Source organism: Mesorhizobium sp. CA6 (genome assembly GCF_020165035.1).
Lineage (GTDB): Bacteria > Pseudomonadota > Alphaproteobacteria > Rhizobiales > Rhizobiaceae > Mesorhizobium.
Genome location: NZ_JAIUHI010000017.1, coordinates 61,923 through 85,491, shown reverse-complemented (window position 1 = coordinate 85,491; position 23,569 = coordinate 61,923). Strand labels below are relative to the sequence as shown.

The following is a 23,569-nucleotide window of genomic DNA, read 5'->3' as shown; positions in this document are numbered from 1 at the left end:
GGGCGTTTCGGCCAATCTCCAGCGCATGCGCCTGCCCAGGCTGACAGGTCAATCCACGCCAGAGAACGAGGGAAAAGCCTAAGGCTTGGCCGGGTGCTCGACCGCCTGGCGGCCAAAATCCGGCACATCGATATCCTGGCCGGCCTCGATGATCGAACGGCGGATTGCGCGGGTGCGGGTGAAGAGGTCGAACAGCTTCTCGCCGTCGCCCCAGCGGATCGCCCGCTGCAGTGAGGCCAGATCCTCCGAGAAACGCGCCAGCATCTCCAGGATCGCGTCCTTGTTGTGCAGGCACACGTCCCGCCACATGGTCGGGTCGGAGGCGGCAAGACGGGTGAAGTCGCGGAAGCCGGAAGCGGAATATTTGATGACTTCGCTCTTGGTCACCGCTTCCAGATCGTCCGCCGTGCCGACGATGTTGTAGGCGATGATATGCGGCAGATGCGAAACGATCGCGAGCGTCATGTCGTGGTGCTGCGGGTCCATCGTGTCGATGTTGGAGCCGCAGCGCTGCCAGAATTCCGAAAGCGTCTCGAGCGCGGCGGAATCGGTTCCCGGCAGCGGCGTGAAGATGCACCAGCGGTTCTCGAAGAGATCGGCAAAGCCGGCATCGGGTCCGGACTTTTCCGTGCCGGCCAACGGATGTCCGGGGATGAAGTGCACGCCTTCGGGCACATGCGGCTGCATTTGCGCGATGACGGAGGCTTTGGTCGAGCCGACATCGGTGAGGATGGCGCCCTTCTTCAGCGCAGGCGCGATCTCGGCCGCAACCTCGCCGGACGAGCCGACCGGAACCGAGACGATGACGAGATCGGCGTCACGCACCGCTTGGCTGGCGTCGGTGCTGTAAGAATCGCCAAGGCCAAGCTCCTCGGCGCGCTCGAGCGTCGAAGCGCTACGCGTCGCTATGGCGATATGGCGCGCCAGGCCCTCGCGGCGGATGACGCGGGCGAGCGACGAGCCGATAAGGCCGATGCCGACCAGCGCTATTTTCTCGAACATCGGTGATGCCATGGTGTCTAGCTTTTCAGGAAGGTCTTCAGCGCATCGATGACGCCGCGATTGGCTTCCTCGGTGCCGACGCTCATGCGCAGCGCATTGGGGAAGCCGTAGCCGGTGACGCGGCGCAGGATGTAGCCGCGCGCGCTCAGATAATCGTCCGCCGCCGCCGCCGAATGTTTCTTGCCGTCGGGAAAATGGATCAGCACGAAATTGCCGACGCTGGGCGTGACGCGCAGGCCGAGCCCGGTCAGCTCGGCGCTGAGCCAAGCCAGCCATTTCTCGTTATGCGCCACGCTGCGCTCGATATGGGCGCGGTCGCGGATCGCGGCGATGCCGGCCTCGATCGCTGTGGCGTTGACGTTGAAGGGGCCGCGAACGCGGTTGATCGCATCGACGATATGCGCCGGCCCGTACATCCAGCCGATACGCGCGCCGCCGAGGCCGAGCTTGGAGAAGGTGCGGGTCATCACCACGTTCTCGGAGCTGCCCGCCAGCTCGATGCCGGCCTCGTAGTCGTTGCGCCGCACATATTCAGCATAGGCCGCGTCGAGCACCAGGAGCACGTTCTTCGGCAATGCAGCGTGCAGCCGGCGCACTTCCTGGAACGGCACATAGGTGCCGGTCGGATTGTTAGGATTGGCGAGGAACACGATCCGCGTCGCCGGCGTCACCGCGGCCAAAATCGCGTCGACATCGGCGCGCTCGTCGGTCTCCTTCACCGCCACCGGCTTGGCGCCCGCCGCCTGGATATAGATCTTGTAGACCATGAAGGCGTGCTCGGTGAACACGGCCTCGTCGCCCGGCGCGAGATAGGTCTGCGCCAGCAGTCCCAGGATCTCGTCCGAGCCGTTGGAGCAGATGATGTTGGCCGGATTCAGCCCATGCACCTCGGCGATCGCCTCGCGCAGCCGCCGCGCCGTGCCGTCCGGATAGACATCGAGCTTCGCCGCCACCTCGCGCGCAGCCTCGATCGCCTTAGGCGAGGGCCCGAGCGGATTTTCGTTCGCCGACAGCTTGTAGACTTTCGTCACGCCGGCCGGCGCGTTGCTTTTTCCCGGCACATAGGCCTCGATGTCCATGATGCCCGCGCGGGGCGTCGGACGGGGCTGATCCTGCTTCATGTCACAAATCCGTCGAGAAGGCCTTCAAGGCCGCAGCGGAAATACAGGCCACGGGCTGGAATGTCGAGGGCCGGCGCCTGGCACCCGTATCCGGTCGCGAGGAGGCCACCCGTTGACGAAGCGCGGCGCTGGTCCTAGAAGGATTGCCAGACTCCCGTGGTGATTTGGCCGGTCGGCTTGCAGCCACGTTAAACAACTCGCTAAAGGGCCGTTTGCAACCTGTAACCGGCTTTGCGACGGCAATGCCGGTTTTTTATTGTCCGCTGCCGGCCGGACACCGCGTCGGGACGAGTCCGATGCGGGACAGGATGAGGACGGACATGGCCGCTCAGCGTGCTGCAAGAACCAACGACGAGGCCGACCATCCGTCGAGCCCGGTGCTGCGGTTCGGCCCGGACAAGCCGCTGAAGCTCGACGCCGGAACGCTGCTCTCGCCCTTCCAGATTGCCTACCAGACCTATGGCACGCTCAACGACGCGCGCTCCAACGCCATCCTCGTCTGCCACGCGCTGACCGGCGACCAGCACGTCGCCAACACCAATCCGGTGACCGGCAAGCCGGGCTGGTGGGAGGTTCTGATCGGCCCCGGCAGGATCATCGACACCAACCGTTTCTTCGTCATCTGCTCCAACGTCGTCGGCGGCTGCCTCGGCTCGACCGGCCCGGCCTCGACCAACCCGGCGACCGGCAAGCCCTACGGGCTCGACCTGCCGATCATCACCATACGCGACATGGTGCGCGCGCAGACGATGCTGGTCGATCATTTCGGCATCGAGAAGCTGTTTTGCGTGCTTGGCGGCTCGATGGGCGGCATGCAGGTTCTGGAATGGGCGGCGAGCCATTCGGAGCGCGTGTTCTGCGTCCTGCCCATCGCCACCGGCGCCCGCCATTCCTCGCAGAACATCGCCTTCCATGAAGTCGGCCGACAGGCCGTCATGGCCGATCCCGACTGGCATGGCGGCAAATATCTCGATTTCGGCAAGCGGCCGGAAAAAGGGCTCGCCGTCGCGCGCATGGCCGCTCACATCACCTACCTTTCGGAAGCCGCGCTCCACCGCAAGTTCGGCCGCAATTTGCAGGACCGCGAGGCGCTGACCTTCGGCTTCGACGCCGATTTCCAGATCGAGAGCTATCTGCGCCATCAGGGCATGACTTTCGTCGACCGCTTCGACGCCAATTCCTACCTCTATCTGACCCGCGCGATGGACTATTTCGACCTTGCCGCCGATCACGGCGGGCGCCTCGCCGACGCCTTCGCCGGCACCAAGACGCGTTTTTGCCTGGTTTCCTTCACCAGCGACTGGCTGTTCCCGACCGAGGAGAGCCGATCGATCGTGCATGCCTTGAACGCGGCGGGCGCTTCCGTCTCCTTCGTCGAGATCGAAACCGATCGCGGCCACGACGCCTTCCTGCTCGACGAGCCGGAACTGTTCGCGGCCATCAACGGCTTCATCGCCTCCGCCGCCCGCGCCAGGGGGCTAAGTCTATGACCCCGAACCGAAGGTCAGCGAACGCAAAAAGTCGCCGACTTTTCGGACCGGCATCATGCGCTATGCAGGAGGCGAAGCCATGAGCGTCAATCGCGCCCAGCGTGTCGACCTCGAGGTCGTCACCGATCTCATCCCGGCCAATTCGCGCGTCCTCGATGTCGGCTCGGGCGACGGACTGCTTCTGGAACTCCTGCAGGAGACCAAGCAGGTCGACGGCCGCGGGCTGGAACTGTCGCAGCGCGGCGTCAACGAATGCGTGGCGCGCGGCCTTTCCGTCGTCCAGGGCGATGCCGACAAGGACCTCGAATTCTATCCCGACAAGGGCTTCGACTTCGTCGTGCTCTCACAGACCCTGCAGGCGACCCGGAACCCGAAGCTGGTGCTCGACGAGCTGCTTCGTATCGGCAACCGCGCCATCGTCTCCTTCCCCAATTTCGGCCACTGGCGCGTGCGCTTCTCGCTGTTGGTCAAGGGCAGGATGCCGGTCACCAAGGACCTGCCCTACTCCTGGTACGACACGCCCAACATCCATTTCTGCACCATCCGCGACTTCGTCAACCTCTGCGAGGAACTCGGCGCGACCGTCGAGAAGGCAACCGCGCTCGACGCCAACGGCCAGAAGATCGGCCTGTCGATGCCCTGGTGGTTCTGGAATTTTTTTGGTCAGCAGGCGGTGTTTTTGCTGAGGCGATGACGGAAATTCGTTTCTTTCGTCGATCGCCGGCAGTGGTGGAAATCCCCCCGAATATTCTTTCCGAAATACGGGCGGGAATTCTCGTCTGCACATCGCCGCGCAGCGGTCATCTTGCAGGTTTGATGGTTTCCGCCGGGCTGGGCCATCCGCTGGAATGGTTCGGCGGCGACGTCTGCTGGAGCTGCCGGATTATCCGCGAGATCCCCGCGCCCAGCTACTGCGTGCGCTGACAGGGGCGGTCCTCTACCGGCGTCTATGCAATCAAGCTCTTTGCGAGTCAGTTCGCACAACTTGCCGATAAGATAACTCATCTGACAAATTCGCAGCGCATAATTGCATCCCGATAGTTTGACAGCATGCTGTTAGGACTATAGCCACTGGGTTGATCAACCGGTTGTGCCGCGATGGCTGAACATCCCACCTATTCTATCGTCTTGGAGATGGAAAATGCCAAATCCATCGACTGGGACGAGATTGGCCTTGGGCTGAAGGCCTTGGCGCGCGAGATCGCCCAGGCTTCCGCTACCGGATTTCCGAAGCCGAAGGTCATAATCTCGCACGGCGGCCTCGAAACTGACGCAGTCTCACTGCGAAGCAGTATCGGAGCTGAAGCGCCACAACTGGAGCAGGTTGCCGATCTGGCCTTCGCGGCGTTCCCTGGCGGCAGATATTACGACCTCAAGAACAACGGCATTCCCTCGTGCGAAGGGAGCGTCCTTGTTTTTCTCGATTCCGATACAGTTCCGGAACGGAACTGGCTCTCAACTCTGCTGAAACCCTTCGTCGACCAGCCTGAAACCATCTGTGTGAATGGACACACCTATCTTTCATACGATGACTTCTTCTCGCGAACCTTCGCGTTGATCTGGTTTTTCCCGATGGCTGAGGGAGACGAGAGATTCGCCTCGAAGCGTGCTCTCAACGCCAACAACATCGCCTTTCGGCATGACTGGATATCCAGTCACCCATTTCCAGTTCACAACGGCTTCAAGGTCTCGTGCACGTTGCTGATGCACCAGCTTTGGAGCGAAGGCCACAAGATAGTCAACGTGGACGCACGCGTTCACCACTACTCGCCGCGGGGCTGGGGGTTCTTCTTTTGGCGCGCGCTGGTAACCGGCAGGGACGCCGATCGAAAATTCGTCGAGCTTCATGCACCTGGCAGGGCTCGGCGTATCGTCAAATCCTTCACGCGCTGGGGGACTATGTCTTGGCGCACGATCCGGCGAGTGACAGGCCATGCGCGGCAGACCGGCATGCCGTTCTGGCAAATCCCGTTTGCTGTCATTGTCGGACTGGCGTTCTATACACTGGCGTTTTTCGGCCATTTCAGCCTGGCGGCCGGCCTTGTCCGCGACGAGGTCGAAATGGTGCCGGACTATATCGGGCACAGCTAGCGTCAATCTTTTCCCGCTAGCGAAGCACATCCCTAGCCTTGTGCGGATGCTCGACGCCGTCGACGAAGATCACGTCGGACTGCGAGCTCTGGGTGCGCAGCGAAAGGATCGCCTGATAGGCCGGTGAATTGTACCGGTCCCGCATATGCTGCCTGCCGGGGAATTCGATGACGATCAGGTGCCCGGGCCAAGGGCAAAACCGTCCGTTGGTTCCTGTTGGCGGGCCGCCTAATCAACAGGAAGGCCAGTTGTGTTGCCATCAGACCGCAATGTTGCGGAAAAACCGCTAATTTTGGCATTTCTCGGCCGGCCTGGCGTGACACAAAGGGGGGTTTTTTGTAGCGTCGGCCGCAAATCAGAGGTGGGACACGAAGATAGCCATCGGACCCATCCGACAAACGCTAGATCCGACCGGTGGTGGCAGCCCGATGTCGAGCCAGGACGTTCCGCTGATCTCAGTGATCACGCCAACCCATAACCGTCGCAGCCAGGTCGTGCGCGCGGTGGAAAGCGTTCTGGCGCAGACACTTACCCGCTTCGAGCACATTGTGGTCGACGACGGTTCGACCGACGGGACGGCCGCTGCGCTCGCCGAAATCCGCGACCCGAGGCTGATTTATGTCGGCGCCAAATGGCGCGGCGCCAATGCCGCGCGCAATGCGGGTATCGAACGCGCACGGGCGCCGGTCGTGACGTTTCTCGATTCGGACGACGTCTATCTGCCGGACCGGCTGGAACGGACGCTGGCGCGCTTCGACCAGAACCCCTCGCTCGAAGTCCTCATCAGCTCGTTCGTATCGCTGAAGGGCGGCCGCAGCACCAAATGCATCAATCGCGACGCCTTCCTCGACAAGAGCACGCTGCAGCGCGCCCTGGTCTCGCAGACCATCTTCATTGCCGGCTCGGCGATCACCGCAAGACGCGAGTCGCTGCTCGCGATCGGCGGCTATGACAGCGACATCACGCGCATGCAGGATCGCGAATTGCTGCTGCGCTTTGCCCAACGCGGCGGCGCCTTGCTGTCCGAGGATATCGACTGGAAGAAGTACAATTCGGAGAATTCGATCTCCGGCCGCCGCGATGGCTATGTCGAGGCCTATGCCAGTCTGATCGACAAGCATCCTTATATCGCCGACCGCTATCCCGACGTTCCGCCTTACATGATTGCGCGTCAGATCATCGCCGATATCCTCAAGGGCAGGTTGCCGCAGGCGTTTTCGGGCTATCATGCCAACCGGTCGTCCAAGTCGCTCGGCTACTCGCCCGCCGAACTCTTGCGCGGCTATGTCGTCGGCCGCCGCTGGCGGCGCGATTGCTACGACGAGTTCCGCGCCAAATACGGCGCCCGGGCGGTCTGAGAACCGCACGACGGCTATCTGTCGAGTTCCGGGAAATAAGGATCGGAAAACCGCTGCCGCAGGCGCTCGCCCAGCAGGCAATCGACCGGCATCGCATCTTCGACGTGGAAGGATCTGGCGCCTGTCAGGCCGCTGACTTCCTGGACCAGCTTGCGGCGGACGGCGGTCGAGAATTCGGACGCCGCGTAGATCGGCAGCACGAACGAACCGGCTCCTCCGGTCACGCAGTCGGCGTAGTAGCGGTCGAGACGGCCGACACTCGGCGACGGACCGATCAGTATAGGCAGGCCGTTGATGACGACACCGCTGGCAACGGCGGCATCGCGGACTGCCGTGACGGGCAGCCCGGTATTGTTGGGCCCGTCTCCCGATATGTCGATGACGCGGCGCGGCGCCGAAAAGCCGGTTCTCTCCAGGAGCCCGGCGCCGAAGCCGAGGGCACCTGAGATCGAGGTGCCGCGGAAGCTGCGGAACGGCCGCGCGGCGATCTTGTCGGCGAAGGCGTTGGCGCTGTCCTCGCCGTCGATGATCTGCCAGGCAATGGCCCCGTCCTCGCGCACGACGCCCGCCCATTCGAAATAGGCGAGCGCAATGCGGCCATTTGGACCCGAGCGTACGGCGTTGATGAAGTCGGGGTGGCGCAGCGCTTCGACATAGCCGGCGCGCTGCAGGGCGAGTTCACGCTGGTCCATCGACTGCGAGATGTCGACGGCAAGCACAAGTTCCACGTCCACCGGCGCGCCTTTGCCCGGCATGGGCAATGGCGCCGCCTCGGCGCAGGCAAGGCACACAAGCAGGCCGAGCATCGCAAGCATGGCACCCTCGAACGACCCGGCGGATTTTCCCGGCGATCACGGCGAAAATAAGCTATTTCTTCCCCTGGCGGGCAGCGATGGGTGGTGGCTCGATCGCGCCGGCGCGGACACGGGCCGGCTTCAAAGCCGGTGCGCCGGTATCCTTCACGATATTCAGCGCGCGCGGGAAGAACTGGGTGTTGTGCTGGCCCCGCCCGATATTGATGATTGCGGTTTCGGGCAGGCGCTTCTGCAGCATGGCTAGCACCCGCCGCAACGCCGGCCCGTCGAACGCATCCAGGGCTTCGTCGATGATCACCCATTTCGGCTTGCGCAAGGCGAGCCTGGCGAAAGCCAGCGCCCGTTGTTCGTCATCGCCGAGCTCGCGTTCCCATCGCCTGGGACGATCAAGGGTGGTTGCCAGTGGATCGAGGCCGACCTCGCCAAGCACCGCCGCGATCTCGGCATCGCTGGCCGGGGCCTCGCCGTTCGAATGATCGAGCACCTCGCGCAGCGTGCCGGCCGGGAAATAGGGCACGCGCGGCACGAAGATGGGGGTCTCGCCAGCCGGCAGGCCGATCCGGCCGCTTCCCCACGGCCACAGGCCGGCAAGGGCGCGGAAGAACAATGTCTTGCCGGCGCCCGGCTCGCCGGTGATCATGACGCGCTCGCCGGCGTGGATTTCGACATCCGTCTGGGCAAGCTTGGTGCAGCCTTCCGGCGAAGCCACCTGAAGCGTGTCGAAGGTCAGGCTGCCATTGGCGTTTTCGCCGAACTGGATGTGTTTTTCCGTATCATGCAGCGCGTCGGTTTCGGTGAGCGCGATGCGGAAATCGGCCACGCGCATCAGCGTCGCGCGCCAGTCGGCTATGCTGCCGATGTTGTTGATGAACCAGCGCAGGGAAGAATGAACCTGGTTGAAGGCGCCGACCGCCATCATCAACCCGCCGAATGAGATGTCGCCCGAGAAATAGACCGGCGAAGCCACCAGGATAGGCGCCACCACCGTTATCCAGCCATAGGTGTCGGTCACCCAGGCCAGGTTGATCTGGGCGGCGAAGATGCGCCGCATGGCGTCCAGCACCGTGCCGAGATCGAGCTCGAGCCGGCGCCTGGCGTCTGGTTCGCCATGATAGAGCGCGATCGCATCGACATTCTCGTTGACCCGCACCATGGAGGAGCGCAGCTCCGCCTCGCGGGTGTAGCGCTCGCTGTTGAGGCCGATTAGCGGACGCCCGACCAGCCAGCTCAGCCACGAGGCGATGCCGGCATAGAGGAACGCGGCCCAGACCATGTAGCCCGGTATCTCCAGCGAATGGCCGCCGACATGGAACACGAAGCCGGAAGACAGCTCCCACAGCACGCCGATAAAGGAGACAAGCAGAATGAACGACTGCAGCAGGCCGACGCCCAGATCCGTCGACAGATCCGACAAATGAGCGGCATCTTGCTGCATGCGCTGGTCGGGATTGACGCCGATGGCGCCGGCATTGGCAAGCCGGAAGGCCCGCGCCGGGCGCATCCATTGATCGATCAGGTCGAGCGTCAGCGCCTCGCGCAGCCTCAGACGGATCATCTGGTTGAGCCAGGTCTGGCCGATATTGAGAACCAGCAGCCCGCCGGCGATCATCGCAAAGACCAGAAGCTGGTGCAGGAAGGCTGTCATGTCGCGTCGGGCCAGCGCATCGTAGAAAGGCTGGTTCCAGCGATTGAGCAGGACCTGTCCGACCGAGGTTGCGACGATGACCGCGACGATACCGATGGAGACCCAGGCAAGTTGCCTGCGCACCGGCGAGGATTTCAGCCCCAGCTTGATCGTCGCCACCTGGTCGGCGAGGCTGCTCGCCTCCACCGAGACAACGGGTTTCTGCGGCCCCGGCTTTTTATTGGTCTGGTCGTCCATGAAGAATATTCCTGGTTTCCGCTGCGGTCATGAACGCTGCGCCGAGCGAGCATGCCTTAGCTCGGGCATGCCTCAGATAGGGTGACGATTGCCGCGCGATGCAAGGCGCGGCGATCACGAACGCGTCACTTGGCCAGGCGCGGCATCAGCCGCACGCCGGCCAAGCCGCGTTGCCCCCTGCGGCGAGAAGACCGGCACGAAGACGCGGCGAGAGGCACGCTGCGCGACCGGCACGCCCTGGTAGAGCCGCTTCTGCGCCTCGACGACGATGACGCCGGAAAAGATCGGCCAGAACCGCCGGCCGGCCTTCTCCAGCACATTGTGGAAGCGCATCATGAAACGCCGCGGCGACGGCGGGAAGAACAGCGCATCGCTCCACGTCGCCGGGGTGAAATTCGCCTCGCGCAGCAGCTCGGTCAACTGGCCGCGCGAGAACGGTCGGCCATTACCGAAGGGCGTGTGCTCGAACCGCGCCCAGACGCCGCGCCGGTTGGGCACAACAATAACCACACGCCCGGCCGGCGACAGCACGCGCCAGATCTCGTTCAGCGTCTCGCGCGGGTTTTCGGCATGTTCGAGCGAATGCACCAAAAGCACGCGGTCGATGCAGGAATCGACCAGCGGCAGTTCCTCGTCGAAGACCAGCGCCGTCGCCGTCGGCCCCGACACCGGCCACACCACCGCGCCTTGCGTTGCCGGCATGAAGGCGAAGACGCGCTCGGCATCGGTGCCGAAGCGTTCCAGCCATGGCAGCGCATAGCCGAGGCCGACCAGCCGCTCATTGGGAACGGTCGCCCATACGGACGACAGCGCCATGGTGATCGAATGCTCGGCCAGGCGCCCGAGCGTGGTCGAATAGAAGGAACGCAGGTCGACGATATCCGAATGCATGCGCGCGACGGTAGCTGCGAAGGGGCCCAAGTTCAACAAAGGCGGAAAGTTCAACAAAGGTGCCGAGTTCAACAAACCCGGATGACATCGGCGGCCGGCCGCCCTATGTCTGCGACGACAAAGGGAGACATGCGATGCCGGTCGAAATCGAGCAGTTCATGTGCCGCACCGACAATTTCGGCGTGCTGGTCCACGATCCGAAAAGCGGACAGACGGCGATCATCGACGCGCCGCAAGAAGCGCCGATCCTGGCGGCGGTCAAGCGCACCGGCTGGACGCCGACATTGATCCTCACCACGCACCATCATGCTGACCATGTCGAAGCCAATCTGGCGCTGAAGGAACGCTTCAAATTGCGCATCGTCGGCCCGGAAGCCGAGAAGGCGAAGATCCCCGGCATCGACGAGACGGTCAGCCAAGGCTCGGTCGTGCTCCTTGGCGAGGAACGAATCGAGGTCATCGAGACGCCCGGCCATACCGCCGGCCACGTCTCCTACTATCTGCCGGCCTCGAAAGTGGCCTTCACCGCCGATACGCTGTTTGCGCTGGGTTGCGGCCGCCTGTTCGAATGCAAGCCGCCGGTCATGTATGACTCTTTGAAGAAGCTGGCGGCGCTGCCGGCGCAAACCGCCATCTATTGCGGCCACGAATACACCTTGGCCAATGCCCGTTTCGCGGTGACGGTCGACCCGACCAACTCGGCGCTGAAGCAGCGCGCGGCGAGGATCGAAGCGCTGCGCGCCGACGACAAGCCGACATTGCCGACGACCATCGGCGAGGAGTTGTCGACCAACCCGTTCCTGCGCTGGCACGACCCGGCGATCCGTAAGCATCTCGGCATGGAGAAAGCCTCGGACGCCGAGGTGTTTGCCGAGATCCGCAAGCGCAAAGACAATTTTTAGTTCCACCGCATGTCGACCAAAAGGCTCGACGTTCGTCGCAGCAAAGGCCGCCAATGACCAGCGCCGCCGAGATCATCGCAACGCTAGGCCTCAAGCCGCATCCCGAGGGCGGCTGGTACGCCGAGACCTTTCGCGACGCCGCGGGCGGCCCGCGCGGTCATTCGACCGCGATCTATTTCCTGCTCGAGCACGGCCAGCTTTCGGCCTGGCACCGGGTGAAGGACGCGGCCGAGGTCTGGCATTTTTATGCCGGAGCGCCGCTGGCGCTGTCGATGCATGAGGAAGGCGCAGGCGCCGTCATCGAGCAGGTGCTTGGCACGGCCCTTACCGCCGGCGAGCGGCCGCAGATCGTCGTGCCGGCCGGCTGGTGGCAGTCGGCGCGCAGCTTGGGCGAGTGGACGCTGGTCGGCTGCACCGTGGCGCCGGGCTTCGATTTCGCCGCTTTCGAACTGGCCGAGCCGGGCTGGCAGCCGGCTAGAGCAATTCCAGGAAAAGTGTGAGCGGTTTTCCGTCCGGAATTGTGTAAAACAAAGAGATAGGGCGTTTCGTCGTTTCCGTGAAACGGTGAAACGCACTAGGCGAGTAGAAGTCCCAGCGTGATCGCCAACTGGGCGGCATAGTAAAGCACCCAGACCGCATAGCGCATCCAGACGCGATGCGGCGAGATCGCCGCGAGCAGGAAGCGCTCGGCCGCCAGCAGCCCGTCCGAGGCGATGAACAGCACCGCGCCGGCGATTACCCAGGGAGCATTGGTCGTGAGCGCCGAAATGCCCATGGCGAGGATCGCCGCGACATAGACGGCGACCGGCGCGCGCAGTTGCGGGCCGACGCGGCGCCAGAGCGCGGCAAGCATGACGATGCTGAATGCGGCCATGGCCAGGGCGATCGCGCCGCGCCAGGGTTCGGCGCTCAACAGGCCGAGCCCGCCGCCTGCCTGCGAAAACAGCGCGACATAGGCGATATGACCGGCGAGAAAGCTCGCCAACCCGCCGAGAAAGGCCTTTTCGCCGTCGCGTGACAGAAAGGCGTCGCCGACGGCGCTGAGTGCCAGCGCCGCGACGAGCAGCAGCGGACCGCCCTGCATGGCGGCAAGCACGGCCAGCAAAGCCACGGCAAGCGTCTTTGCCGCCGTGCGCGTCCACTTCGGCGGCATGTCGAGCGCAAAGGCGTAGATAACGGCCGCGACGAACGAGAACAAAAGCGTCGCGTTGGCGTTGGCCTCGATGCCGCCGGAAAACGGCATCATGCGTTGACCTCCTTGGCCGCCGGCTTGCGCATCAGCAGCGACTTCGCCCCGAGCGCGGCGCCTCCGGTGATGAGCACGCAGGCCGCGAGGATGCGCAGCGACGGCTCGGCGACGCCGGCGGCGATCAGCACCAGCGTCGACAGAAGCGGCGCGGCGTAGCTCGCGGCGCCCAGCACCTGGATGTTGCCACGCTTGACGCCGATGTCCCAGGCATAGAAGGCCGCGCCCACCGGCATCAGGCCGAGCCCGATGACGGCCAGCCATTGTCCGAGGCTGTCCGGCAGTACCGTCTTCTCAAGCAGCAGATGGCAGGCAAGCGACAGCGCCGACGTCGCCGCGCAGAACCAGGTGACGATCGAGGTCGGCACCGACGGAAAGCGCCGCGACAAGAGCGAATAGGACGACCACAACAGCGCGCAGACGGCCGCCATCGCATAGCCGAAGGCGTAGCGCGCGTCGAAGGCCAGCCCGCCGCCCTTGGTGACGATCAGGAAGGTGCCGGCAAGGCCGAGCAGCGCGCCGACGACATGGTTCCAGGCCAGCCGCTCGCCCGGCATCAGCGCCGAGCCGAGCACGATCAGCAGCGGCCACAGATAGGCGATCAGGCTCGCCTCGACCGCCGGCGCATTGCGCAGCGCCGTGAAGTAGAAGAAATGATAACCGAACAGCCCGGCAATGCCGATCACCCAGACTTGGCGAGGGATCTTCCGGCCCCGGTCGGAAGCCGGCATCACCAGCCGCGCCACGAGCCCGACGCAGGTGCCGATGGCGAAGGTGATGGCCGACAACAGGAAGGGTGGCACCTGTCCGGAAGCGTTGGTGAGTAGCGCCAGCAGCGCCCACATGGCGACCGCGGAAAACCCGATCAGTGTTGCGCGCCCCATATTTCCCCCGCCGGCGCGCGATGGCGCCTGTCCTAATTTACCGCTTCGAACCGTCTCGCGCTGATGGTCAGCGGACCAATCTGGGTCCCGACCGTGGCGCGGATCGGCGCATATATGCCGGATTGGCCGAGCGGTGCAAACGTCACCAGCATGCGGCTCTTGTTCTTCAGGAAATTCAATGCCTTGCGGCCCTTGCGATAGCCCGCCACCGGCTCGAAGCCCATTTTGCAGGTCACCGTGTCGCCCTTGTAACCCGGCACCGAGATCGAACCCTTGGAGGCATAGGTCAAGGTCAGGTCGGCGCGCATCTCGCCATCGTAGAACTTGACCGTGCGTCCGCAGACCTTGTCCAGGCTGTCGGCATGGATGACGGTCGCGGCCATCGGATCGAGCACCGATTTCAGGTCGCTATCGCCCAGCGGCACCCAGCTCTTCGGATCGCGCTTCTTTGGCGCGGGAACGACTTGCGTGGAGGTGACGGCGCCGTTGTTGAAGCGGATATCGACCATCGAGGCCTTCTTGCCCGACGTGTAGTCGGCCCGGAATGCATGCGGCTGCATCTGCTTGCCGGAAATCGTGCCTTTCGAGGAAATCGTGCCCTTGGTGTCGTCGAACAACTTGCCGAGGCCGGCGGCCGAGACGGTGCCGTCAATGGCATAGGTGTCGCCTTGGTAGCGGCTGGAGAAAGTCGCCCTGGCGATCGAAAGGCCGAGAAACGACACCGTATACTCGCCCTTGAACGACTGCGGCGGCGCGGCGGCGAAGCTCGTTGCCGGCACGGCAACGGCAAGCAGGGCGGCGAATGCATGAGAAGGACGGAGCATGGCGGCTGGCTGATCCCTGGCGGTTCGGCCGGAACGCAGCGGCTCCAGCCTGGCAGATCCCTTCGCGATCGGCTTATACTGTGAAATCCGGCCTTTATATGGAGCGTGCCTGACAGCGGGGCGCGTGCCGGAGCTTGACGCAGTGGTGAAATGCCACTATGGAACGCCAACTTTTCCAAAGGCCGCCTGACCGAGACCGCGCGCCGCCCGGCGCGGGCAGAATGGTTTGGCAGGCTTAGAACTGAGGTTAGACAAGATGTCCCGCACCTGCGAACTCACTGCCAAGGCAGTTCAGACCGGCAACAATGTGAGCCACGCCAACAACAAGACCAAGCGTCGCTTCCTGCCGAACCTGGTCAATGTGACGCTGATTTCCGAAGCGCTGAACCAGAATGTTCGCCTGCGCATTTCGGCCAACGCGCTGCGTTCGGTCGAGCACCGCGGCGGCCTCGACGCTTTCCTGGCCAAGGCCGACGTCAAGGAATTGTCGCAGCGCGCCCGTCTGCTCAAGAAGCAGATCGCCAAGAAGCTGGCCGAGCAGTCGGCCGCTTAAAGCAGCAGCTTTTAGGCGGGGGACGACCGCCTCGAGCCCCGGCCAGACCGGTGCTCGAAACAGGAGCGAGCGTCGGCATGACGCTCGGCTGGTTCCATTACCCAGGATAAAAAAATGTATTTCCTGACGCGATATTTGCCCTTCGTGGCCGCCATGGCGCTTGTCGTCGTGGCGTCGAACATCCTCGTGCAGTTCCCGATGCAGGGCCAAGTCGGTGGCCTGTCGTTGGCGGACCTGCTGACCTGGGGCGCCTTCACCTATCCTTTCTCCTTCCTGGTCACCGACCTCGCCAACCGCCGCTATGGCCCGGCCGTGGCGCGCAAGGTGGTGTTCGTCGGCTTCATGACCGCAGTGACCTGTTCGATCCTGATTCCGCCCTTCCTGTTCCGTCATGGACTGATCGAGTTCGAGACCGCCGCCGACCGGCTGGTGCGCATCGCCGGCGCTTCCGGCGCTGCCTTCCTCGCCGCGCAATTGCTGGACGTTACCGTCTTCAACCGGCTGCGCCGGCAGAGCTGGTGGCGCGCGCCGATCATCGGCACGCTGGTCGGCTCCATCTTCGATACCGTCGTCTTCTTCGGCGTCGCCTTCTCCGCCGCCTTCGCCTTTGCCGGTCCCAACGACAGCTTCGCGCTGGAGACCGCGCCGCTGATGGGCGTGCTGCCGGTCGAGACGATGCGCTGGGTCTCCTGGGCGCTCGGCGACCTTTCGGTCAAGCTGATCATCGCCGTGGTGGCGCTGATCCCCTACCGGCTGCTCGCCGCGCGCTGGAGCCAGCCGGCGGTCGCGTTCTAGGCCATGAACCCAGCAAGTGGAATCAGGCCGTGATCCCCTGGGTTCAGCTTGACTCCGCCCGCACGCCCGATGGCGGCCAGGAGCTGCGCCTGAAGCGGCGCGGCGCTGAATTCTCGATCATGCTCGGCACCAACGAGTTGATGAACAGCCGCCTCAGCGGTTCCGAGGAAGCGCTGGCCAGGCTTTCCTGTCAGCGTATCGCCGGACGCGAGCGGCCAAGCATCCTTATCGGCGGGCTCGGCATGGGCTTCACCTTGCGCGCCGCCCTCGCCGCGCTCAATGGCGATGCTGCCGTCACCGTGGCCGAGCTCGTCCCCGCGGTCGTCGACTGGGCACGCGGCCCCATGTCGGGGATCTTCGGCGGCTGCCTCGACGATCCCCGCGTCACCATTCGCGAGGCCGATGTCGGCCAGTTGATAGGGGCGGAGAAAGCCGCCTGGGACGCGATCCTGCTCGATGTCGACAATGGTCCCGAAGGCATCGTCCACGAGGGCAATGACACGCTCTATGGCGCCGCCGGCCTTGCGGCCGCCCGCACCGCGTTGAGGCCCGGTGGCGTGCTGGCGGTCTGGTCGCAGGGGCCGGACAGCGGCTTCACCCGGCGGCTGAAACAGGCCGGCTTCGTGGTCGAGGAGATCAACACGCGGGCCAACGGCAAGCGCGGCGCCCGCCACGTCATCTGGATCGCAACCAATCAGGGCTGACGCTTTCAGCCACAGCCGCGGCGGCTTTACGCTTTGTTACGCCCGATCGTGCAGGATCGCGAAAATTCTCCAGAGTGGTCCGTCGTTTCACGGAAACGGCGGACCACTCTATCTCTTTGTTTTGACGCAATTCCTGACGGAAAACCGTGGCACACTTTTCTTGGAATTGCTCTAGGGCATTGCGACCAGCATGACCGTGCAAGGCACCGGTTGGAAAAACGACCTTCTGCTTGCGCTGTGCGCCACGCTGGTGGTGCTGACGATCAACGCCGTTTCCGGTTTTCCGACCCTTGGCGACTACGGCGCCGACAATGACAGCATGCTGCGGCTGGTCGAGGTTCGCGACCTGCTCGGCGGGCAAAGCTGGTTCGATCTCCATCAATACAGAATGGGAACCTCGGGCGGCTTCGTCATGCACTGGTCGCGCTTGGTGGACATGCCGCTCGCGCTGATCATCATGGCCTTCGATGCGCTGGGCGCCAGCACGGCCACGGCCGAGCGCGCCGCGCAGATCATCTGGCCGACCCTCCTCTACGGACTGACCATATTCGTGCTCATGCGCGCCTCGCAGCGCTTCGCCGCTGCGAATGTCGCGATGCCGGCAGTCATTCTGTCGACGGCGGCGCTTTTCTACCTGGTGATCTACAGCCCGGGCGTGATCGATCACCACAATGTCCAGCTGCTTCTGACGGCGGCCGGCCTCTGGCTTCTGATGGAAGCGCCCTCTTGGCGGCCCGCGGCCCTTCTGTCGGGCATTTGCGCCGGCCTGACGCTCGCGGTCGGCATGGAGACGGCTCCCTATGTGGCGGTGCTCGGCATCTGCGCCGCTGTCCTGTTCATCCTCGACGACAAGGAGCGCGGCACGGCACGAGGCTTTGGCATCGGATTTGCCGGCATCGCCTCCCTGGTCTTCGTGGCGACCATCCGGCCGGCCGACTGGGGCGTGGCCCAATGCGACGCCTTCTCCTCTTTCCAGTTCGCCGTTGCCGCATTGTCCGGCTTCGGCCTCGTGATCGCCAGTACCTTTGCCGCATCGAGCCGCCGGGCGCGGCTGGTTTCGGTGCTGGCGCTGATGGCGGCGGTCGCGGTCGTTGTGATCGTGTTCTTCCCGCAATGCCTGGCATCGCCCTATGCGGGCATGGACGAACGTATCCGCACCTATTGGCTGGCCGACGTGGTCGAAGCGCAGCCCTTCTGGAGCGTCGCCATCCACCAGCCGAAGCTGATGGCTGCGCGCTATGTGACGCCCTTCATCGCGATCCTGCTGGTCGGCTTTCAGCTGCGAACCCGTCGCCTGCGCCGCGAGGAAACGCTCGCCGCCATCCTGCTCGTCGTCGCCTTCGGCGTCAGCCTATGGCAGGTGCGCGGCTCGACTTTCTCCGTCGCCTTCGCCGTGCTGCCGCTCTCGGCCTGGATCGCGAGAATCCGCCTACGGGCGGACGCCGCGCCCTCATGGCGCCTTTCCACCGGCATTGTCATGGCGTGGCTGGTCTCGCTCAACGCGACCTGGGCCGGGGTCGCGGTAGCGGCGCAGTCCGTGGTTCGGCAGGCGCCACAGCGGGTTAATTCCGACCCCGACCATGCCGTGACCTGCGGCAAGCCGGGCGACTTCCACGATCTTGCTGCGATGCCCGCGACGACGGTGCTTGCCTCGTCCAATCTCGGCTCGGGAATATTGACCTTCACCGGCCATCGGGCGCTGGCCGGCCCTTACCACCGCAATGTCGGCGGCAATCTCGCCATGCTCGACGCTTTCATGGGGACGCCGGAGGCCGCCCGCGCCGTCATCGAACGCGAGCATGTCGGGCTGGTCGCGATCTGCCGCGGCAACACGGAAGAGATATCGCTGGCTCTGGACGCGCCGAAGGGCCTTGTCGCGGCGTTGCTGCGGGGCGACCTGCCTGAGTGGCTCGAACTGGACCAGTCTACCGCGGGAAAGCCGATCGAGATCTACAAGGTTCGTTGAATATCGGCCCGCAGCAATATCAGCATCGTCGACAGCGCCCTTCGCAATACGCCTGCTCTGCGCTGATGCAATTTCACTGCGTGATTTAGAAAACCGCTATCGAAATCAGTTCCGTGGATCGTTGCAATCCAGCCTGTGCTTTGGTTAGCATTTCGTTTTGGCGGCGATATATGTATTCAAGAAATTTGGATTCGGGGTTTTAGCTTGGGGAGAAGACATCCATGTCGGCCATAGAGGGCGCGGCGGCGCCAGCATCAGCCACACAAACGCTGCAGCATGTTGTCTCCCACATGGTGGACGCCGTGAACCGCGCCGCGTTTGTGGAAAAGCCTTTCTGGCATCTGGAAATGACCGATGTTTTCCCGGCGGACCTTTATCGGCGCATGCGCGCCGCCATGCCGGAGGCGCGCGAATATCGTGCGCTCAAGGGGCGCAACAATGTGAATATCAAGGCCGACGGCACCGCAACGCGGATCAAGATCGACCTCTACCCCGAATACATCCGCCATCTGCCGGAAGAGAAACGGGCGGTCTGGTCCCTGGTTGGCAAGGCATTGCACGCGCCGCAGCTTAAGGACGCATTCATGCGCCGCCTTGCCCCGGGCTTGGAGCGCCGGTTCGGCTCGGACTTCATGAAGGTCGGCATGTATCCGGTGCCGATGCTGACGCGCGACGTGGCGGGCTACAAGATCGGCTTCCATACCGACACGAAATGGAAGGGCATCACGGTCCAGTTCTACCTGCCGGAGGACGACTCGATCAACCATATCGGCACCCGCTTCGCCGAGCGCATGCCGGACGGGCGTTTCGAGAATTCGCACCGGATGTCGTTTTCGCCGAACACCGGCTACGCCTTTGCGGTCGGCACCGACACCTGGCACGCGGTCGACACCGTCGGACCGGAAGTCCGTACCCGCGACAGCATCCTTCATACCTATTTCGTGGACAACACCGCGACGCTCAAGATCCGCAACCGGAGCAAGCGCGCGGCAAATTTCGTGATGAACGAAGTCCGTCACGTCGGCCGGTAATCTCTCGGCGCGCCCCGTCGGCACGGCTGAATCCATGCCGGCCAGCCGTCGTCAATCCTGGTGCAGGATGAATTCCAGGTAGAGGTTGCGCTGCAGCATCGAATGGTTGTCGTCGGATATCAGCGACACCATCAGCGCGCCATCCTCGCGGGTCCAGACGTCCAGCCCTTCCATATTGTCGATCTGGTAGCCCATATCGGCTTCCATCAGCACCGGCCCGTCGGCGACCGCGCCCTTCTCGACGCTTTCGCCATAGATGCGCCGCAGCCGCATTTTCACCCCGCGCGCGATCGAAAAACTGCGCTCCAGCAGCAACAGGTCGCCATCCGGCAGGAAGGCGCCGTCGGTTATGTCGAAATCGCCGTCGCGCCTGACGGTGAAGATGCCCTTATGCGGTCCCTCGATGATGGCGGCATAGACGTTGCCGACGTCATCGAGGCTCCTCTCCGAGACCACGACCAGGCCGCCCGCGTGCTGCCCATAAGGATTGGCATGGGTGACGGTCTCGAAGCCGCGGTTCTGGCGCAGCTCCCGGGCGGGGATCTGGTAATCGAGCTGCCGGATCGGCGCTTTCATATCATCGGGATCGATTTTGAACTGGGCGACGCGCTGGTCGCGCTCAAAGCCGACGGTGGCGATACCGTCCCTGACCGCGAGCCCCTCGGCGTCGGCCTTCCATTTCCGGTCGATCGGCCGGCCCGAAGCGTCGACCATCTGCTGCATGCGGAAGTTCGAAACGCCCGACGGACGTCGGTCGGCGTCATGCGTGATCGTGCCGAAGAACCAGAAGCCGGTGTCGGCGATGCCGATGAAGTCGCTGCCCGGCTTCAGATAGCGAAAAGCCGACAGCGCGCCGAAATCGCGCGCCGGCGAGGTCATCTCCAGCCCGCCGACGAATTCAAGCGGCCCGAACCGCGTCTCGTCGCGGCCGATATGGAACTGGCTGATCGGCCGCGCCGAAATCTCGACTGTTTCGACGGGAGTTCCCGGAGCGGCAATTGCCGGCGATGCACAGGCCAGCACGCAGGCGAAAAGCGTCCGCCGCGCACGCCGCCCCGAAAGGATCATCCGGCGCGTCGCAATCCGCCGCGCCGCGTGTCGCGTGCGCTTTCCTCGCCGAACAGCGAGGCGAGCTGCTCGGTCATGGCGCCGGCGAGTTCCTCGGCATCGACGATGGTGACGGCGCGGCGATAATAGCGCGTGACGTCGTGGCCGATGCCGATCGCCAGAAGCTCGACCGGCGAGCGCGTTTCGATCAGCTCGATGACCGCCCGCAGATGGCGTTCCAGGTAATTGCCCGGATTGACCGACAGCGTGGAATCGTCGACCGGCGCGCCATCCGAGATCATCATCAGGATCTTGCGCTGCTCGGGCCGGCCGATCAGCCGGTTATGCGCCCATAGCAGCGCCTCGCCGTCGATGTTTTCCTTGAGCAGGCCCTCGCGCATCATCAGCCCGAGATTGCGCCGCGCGCGCCGCCACGGATGATCGGCGGACTTGTAGATGATGTGGCGCAGGTCGTTGAGTCGGCCGGGATTAGGCGGCTTGCCGTCCTTCAGCCATTTCTCGCGCGCCTGCCCGCCTTTCCACGCCCGCGTGGTGAAGCCGAGGATTTCGACCGAAACGCCGCAACGCTCCAGCGTGCGCGCCAGGATGTCGGCGCAGGTCGCGGCGACGGTGATCGGCCGGCCGCGCATGGAGCCCGAATTGTCGAGCACCAGCGACACCACCGTGTCGCGGAACTTGGTGTCGCGCTCCTGCTTGAAGGACAGCGGCTGCATCGGGTCGATGACCACGCGCACCAGGCGGGCCGGATCGAGATAGCCTTCCTCCAGGTCGAAATCCCAGGAGCGGTTCTGCTGCGCCATCAGCCGGCGCTGCAGCCGGTTGGCGAGCCGCCCGACAACGCCGGAAAGGTTGGCAAGCTGCTTGTCGAGGAAGGCGCGCAGCCGGTCGAGCTCCTCTTCCTCGCACAGCTCCTCGGCGCCTACCGTCTCGTCGAAGGCGGTGGTGAATACCTTGTAGTCGATCTCTTTCGGCAGGTTCAGGAACGGATTGTCGTTTCGCTTGGCCTCGCCCGGCGTCTCGGCGTCGGCGTCGTCCTCATCGGACAGGTCGTCGGAGGTGGCGTCGGTCGCTTCGGTCTCGGCCGACTCTTCGTCGTCGGCGGAGGCTTCGGCATCTTCCGACTGCGACTGCTCGGAGCCTGAATCCTCCTCGCCGCCTTCCTCGCTCTGTTCCTCGCCCTGCTGCTCGTTCTCTTCGTTTTCCTCCGAGTCGTCGGTTTCCTGGTCGTCGCCGAGTTGCTCGGCCATTTCCATGGAAACCAGCATGTCGCGCACGACGCGGGCAAAGGCCTGCTGGTCCTCGAGCTTGGCCGACAGGCCGTCCAGCTCGCCGCTCGCCTTTTCCTCAATCCAGGGACGCCAGAGATCGACCAGCCGCTCGCCGCTCTTCGGCACGGAACGTCCGGTGAGCTTCTCGCGCACCATCAGCGCAATCGCTTCCTCGAGCGGCGCGTCCGCCTTGTCCCTGACGTCGACGAGGTTCGCCTTGGCGTATTTGTCCTCGAGCATCGAGCCGATATTGTCGGCCACGCCCTGCATGGCGCGGCTGCCGATCGCCTCGACGCGCGCCTGCTCGACGGCGTCGAAGATGGAACGCGCCAGCTTGCCTTCCGGCGCCAGCCTGTTGTGGATGCGCTGATCGTGACAGGCGCGCTTCAGCGCCATGGAATCGCCCAGGCCGCGCGTGATCGCAATGTCGTTGCGGGACGCTTTTTTCGGCAGTTCGGGCAGGCGCGCGCGGTTGCCGGCCAAAGCCGGCCGGTCCTTGGCAAAACCGACCTCGAGGTCCTTGTCGCCGGCGACGGCGCGCATGCACACGGTCACCGCGCGCTTGAAGCTGTCGGCTTCAGACCCGTTCTTCGGCTTGTTGCGCGTGTTGTCGCCTGGACCCGCCATGATCATTCCCTGCGCGATTCATGCTGAAAGGCTAGAGGCCTTTTCAGCCGCGCGCCTACCCCAGCACCACGTTCGCGGCGCTCTCCGGCAGATCCTCACCGAAGGCGCGCTGGTAGAACTCGGCCACCACCGAACGCTCCAGCTCGTCGCACTTGTTGAGGAAGGTCAGCCGGAACGCCATGCCGATGTCGCCGAATATCTCGGCGTTCTCGGCCCAGGTGATGACGGTGCGCGGGCTCATCACGGTCGACAGGTCGCCGTTGATGAAGGCCGAACGCGTCATGTCGGCGACGCGCACCATCTTGTTGACGATGTCCTTGCCCTTGCTGTCGCGATAGTGCTTGGCCTTGGCCAGCACGATGTTCACTTCATTGTCGTGCGGCAGGTAATTGAGCGTGGTGACGATCGACCAGCGGTCCATCTGCGCCTGGTTGATCTGCTGCGTACCGTGATAGAGGCCCGTGGTGTCGCCGAGACCGACCGTGTTGGCGGTGGCGAACAGCCGGAATGCAGGGTGCGGGCGGATGACCCGGCTCTGGTCGAGCAGGGTCAGGCGACCCGACGATTCCAGCACGCGCTGGATGACGAACATCACGTCCGGACGGCCGGCATCATATTCGTCGAAGCAGAGCGCCACATTGTGCTGATAGGCCCAGGGCAGGATGCCGTCGCGGAATTCGGTGACCTGCAGCCCTTCCTTGACGACGATGGCGTCCTTGCCGACGAGGTCGATGCGGCTGACATGGCTGTCGAGGTTGACGCGCACGCAGGGCCAGTTGAGCCGCGCCGCGACCTGCTCGATATGCGTCGACTTGCCGGTGCCGTGATAGCCCGACACCATGACGCGGCGGTTGTAGGCAAAGCCGGCGAGGATCGCCAGTGTCGTCGCCTTGTCGAACAGATAGTCCGGGTCGATGTCCGGCACATGCTCCGTCGCCGCCGAATAGGCGGGAACGATCATCTTGGAATCGAAGCCGAATTTCTCCTTCACCGGCACGGTCGTGTCGGGCAGGTTGGCGATGTCGCGATCGACCTTGTTCATCACTATCAA

At 64.1% G+C, this 23,569-nt stretch carries 23 protein-coding genes, 1 pseudogene and 1 riboswitch; of the genes and pseudogenes, 12 read left to right on the top strand and 12 right to left on the bottom strand.

Annotated features, from left to right (window positions below; genetic code table 11):
• Positions 1-78: 78 nt before the first annotated feature.
• Positions 79-1,014, bottom strand: a complete 936-nt coding sequence (locus LB526_RS23660) for a prephenate/arogenate dehydrogenase family protein (protein ID WP_224527397.1) — start codon at positions 1,012-1,014, stop codon at positions 79-81.
• A gap of 5 nt (positions 1,015-1,019) precedes the next feature.
• Complete coding sequence (gene hisC / locus LB526_RS23655) at positions 1,020-2,123, bottom strand: histidinol-phosphate transaminase (RefSeq protein ID WP_224630003.1); 1,104 nt, start codon at positions 2,121-2,123, stop codon at positions 1,020-1,022.
• A gap of 146 nt (positions 2,124-2,269) precedes the next feature.
• A riboswitch (SAM riboswitch) is annotated at positions 2,270-2,347 on the top strand.
• A 96-nt stretch (positions 2,348-2,443) separates the two neighbouring features.
• Here hisC and metX point away from each other — a divergent pair.
• From metX to LB526_RS23635, 4 genes are all read left to right on the top strand, one after another.
• Positions 2,444-3,613, top strand: a complete 1,170-nt coding sequence (gene metX, locus LB526_RS23650; protein WP_224527392.1) for a homoserine O-acetyltransferase MetX — start codon at positions 2,444-2,446, stop codon at positions 3,611-3,613.
• Positions 3,614-3,692: 79 nt separating this feature from the next.
• Positions 3,693-4,307 carry a methionine biosynthesis protein MetW gene (gene metW, locus LB526_RS23645; protein WP_095767561.1) on the top strand — a complete coding sequence of 205 codons (615 nt, stop codon included), beginning with the start codon at positions 3,693-3,695 and terminating at the stop codon, positions 4,305-4,307.
• Positions 4,304-4,537 (top strand): hypothetical protein, encoded by a 234-nt coding sequence (locus LB526_RS23640; protein ID WP_224527388.1) that lies wholly within the window; start codon positions 4,304-4,306, stop codon positions 4,535-4,537. The genes metW and LB526_RS23640 overlap by 4 nt, the downstream gene beginning before the upstream one ends.
• 174 nt (positions 4,538-4,711) lie before the next feature.
• Entirely contained in the window at positions 4,712-5,704 is a 993-nt protein-coding gene (locus LB526_RS23635; RefSeq protein ID WP_224527384.1) for a glycosyltransferase, read from the top strand.
• Between the two features lie 16 nt (positions 5,705-5,720).
• On the opposite strand, the pseudogene LB526_RS23630 reads toward LB526_RS23635, so the two are convergent.
• Positions 5,721-5,894, bottom strand: a pseudogene (locus tag LB526_RS23630) (DUF1330 domain-containing protein); the annotation flags it as partial.
• A 238-nt stretch (positions 5,895-6,132) separates the two neighbouring features.
• Here LB526_RS23630 and LB526_RS23625 point away from each other — a divergent pair.
• The gene (locus LB526_RS23625; RefSeq protein ID WP_224527381.1) at positions 6,133-7,062 is read left to right on the top strand and encodes a glycosyltransferase family 2 protein; all 930 of its coding nucleotides are present in this window, start codon (positions 6,133-6,135) and stop codon (positions 7,060-7,062) included.
• Between the two features lie 14 nt (positions 7,063-7,076).
• On the opposite strand, the gene LB526_RS23620 is transcribed toward LB526_RS23625, so the two are convergent.
• From LB526_RS23620 to LB526_RS23610, 3 genes are all read right to left on the bottom strand, one after another.
• Entirely contained in the window at positions 7,077-7,877 is an 801-nt protein-coding gene (locus tag LB526_RS23620) for a DUF1194 domain-containing protein (protein WP_224630002.1), read from the bottom strand.
• A 52-nt stretch (positions 7,878-7,929) separates the two neighbouring features.
• On the bottom strand, positions 7,930-9,759 hold the full coding sequence (locus tag LB526_RS23615; protein WP_224630001.1) for an ABC transporter ATP-binding protein/permease: 1,830 nt from the start codon (positions 9,757-9,759) through the stop codon (positions 7,930-7,932).
• Positions 9,760-9,873: 114 nt separating this feature from the next.
• A complete protein-coding gene (locus LB526_RS23610; protein ID WP_095767455.1) occupies positions 9,874-10,650 on the bottom strand; it encodes a class I SAM-dependent methyltransferase in 777 nt (258 codons plus the stop codon).
• 134 nt (positions 10,651-10,784) lie between these two features.
• Between LB526_RS23610 and gloB the strand changes: the two genes are divergently transcribed.
• Positions 10,785-11,552, top strand: a complete 768-nt coding sequence (gene gloB / locus LB526_RS23605) for a hydroxyacylglutathione hydrolase (RefSeq protein ID WP_224609418.1) — start codon at positions 10,785-10,787, stop codon at positions 11,550-11,552.
• A 53-nt stretch (positions 11,553-11,605) separates the two neighbouring features.
• Positions 11,606-12,052, top strand: a complete 447-nt coding sequence (locus tag LB526_RS23600) for a cupin domain-containing protein (protein WP_140845872.1) — start codon at positions 11,606-11,608, stop codon at positions 12,050-12,052.
• 74 nt (positions 12,053-12,126) lie between these two features.
• Here the strand turns inward: LB526_RS23600 and LB526_RS23595 are convergent, their stop codons facing one another.
• Genes LB526_RS23595 through LB526_RS23585 form a run of 3 tightly spaced genes read right to left on the bottom strand, consistent with a single transcriptional unit; the run spans position 12,127 to position 14,506 of the window.
• The gene (locus LB526_RS23595) at positions 12,127-12,798 is read right to left on the bottom strand and encodes a lysoplasmalogenase (RefSeq protein ID WP_224630000.1); all 672 of its coding nucleotides are present in this window, start codon (positions 12,796-12,798) and stop codon (positions 12,127-12,129) included.
• Positions 12,795-13,682 (bottom strand): DMT family transporter, encoded by an 888-nt coding sequence (locus LB526_RS23590; RefSeq protein ID WP_224629999.1) that lies wholly within the window; start codon positions 13,680-13,682, stop codon positions 12,795-12,797. The genes LB526_RS23595 and LB526_RS23590 overlap by 4 nt, the downstream gene beginning before the upstream one ends.
• A gap of 32 nt (positions 13,683-13,714) precedes the next feature.
• Positions 13,715-14,506 carry a DUF3108 domain-containing protein gene (locus tag LB526_RS23585; RefSeq protein ID WP_224629998.1) on the bottom strand — a complete coding sequence of 264 codons (792 nt, stop codon included), beginning with the start codon at positions 14,504-14,506 and terminating at the stop codon, positions 13,715-13,717.
• Positions 14,507-14,762: 256 nt separating this feature from the next.
• Here LB526_RS23585 and rpmB point away from each other — a divergent pair, with 256 nt between their 5' ends.
• The 5 genes from rpmB to LB526_RS23560 all read left to right on the top strand — a co-directional run bounded on the left by rpmB (position 14,763) and on the right by LB526_RS23560 (position 19,555).
• Positions 14,763-15,059 (top strand): 50S ribosomal protein L28, encoded by a 297-nt coding sequence (rpmB, locus tag LB526_RS23580; RefSeq protein ID WP_095767449.1) that lies wholly within the window; start codon positions 14,763-14,765, stop codon positions 15,057-15,059.
• A 114-nt stretch (positions 15,060-15,173) separates the two neighbouring features.
• Positions 15,174-15,854: a queuosine precursor transporter gene (locus tag LB526_RS23575; RefSeq protein WP_095767448.1), complete on the top strand. Its 681-nt coding sequence runs from the start codon at positions 15,174-15,176 to the stop codon at positions 15,852-15,854.
• A 29-nt stretch (positions 15,855-15,883) separates the two neighbouring features.
• Positions 15,884-16,558 carry a hypothetical protein gene (locus LB526_RS23570; RefSeq protein WP_224629997.1) on the top strand — a complete coding sequence of 225 codons (675 nt, stop codon included), beginning with the start codon at positions 15,884-15,886 and terminating at the stop codon, positions 16,556-16,558.
• A gap of 190 nt (positions 16,559-16,748) precedes the next feature.
• Positions 16,749-18,524, top strand: a complete 1,776-nt coding sequence (locus LB526_RS23565) for a GtrA family protein (RefSeq protein WP_224629996.1) — start codon at positions 16,749-16,751, stop codon at positions 18,522-18,524.
• Between the two features lie 221 nt (positions 18,525-18,745).
• Positions 18,746-19,555, top strand: coding sequence for a hypothetical protein (locus LB526_RS23560; RefSeq protein ID WP_224629995.1), 810 nt, complete (start codon positions 18,746-18,748; stop codon positions 19,553-19,555).
• A gap of 51 nt (positions 19,556-19,606) precedes the next feature.
• Here the strand turns inward: LB526_RS23560 and LB526_RS23555 are convergent, their stop codons facing one another.
• From LB526_RS23555 to cobS, 3 genes are read right to left on the bottom strand one after another with little or no spacing between them, the layout of a single operon-like run.
• Complete coding sequence (locus tag LB526_RS23555) at positions 19,607-20,623, bottom strand: esterase-like activity of phytase family protein (protein ID WP_224629994.1); 1,017 nt, start codon at positions 20,621-20,623, stop codon at positions 19,607-19,609.
• On the bottom strand, positions 20,620-22,518 hold the full coding sequence (gene cobT / locus LB526_RS23550; RefSeq protein ID WP_224629993.1) for a cobaltochelatase subunit CobT: 1,899 nt from the start codon (positions 22,516-22,518) through the stop codon (positions 20,620-20,622). Before cobT ends, LB526_RS23555 begins: the two co-directional genes overlap by 4 nt.
• A gap of 55 nt (positions 22,519-22,573) precedes the next feature.
• Positions 22,574-23,560 carry a cobaltochelatase subunit CobS gene (gene cobS, locus LB526_RS23545; RefSeq protein WP_095767438.1) on the bottom strand — a complete coding sequence of 329 codons (987 nt, stop codon included), beginning with the start codon at positions 23,558-23,560 and terminating at the stop codon, positions 22,574-22,576.
• Between the last annotated feature and the right edge of the window lie 9 nt (positions 23,561-23,569).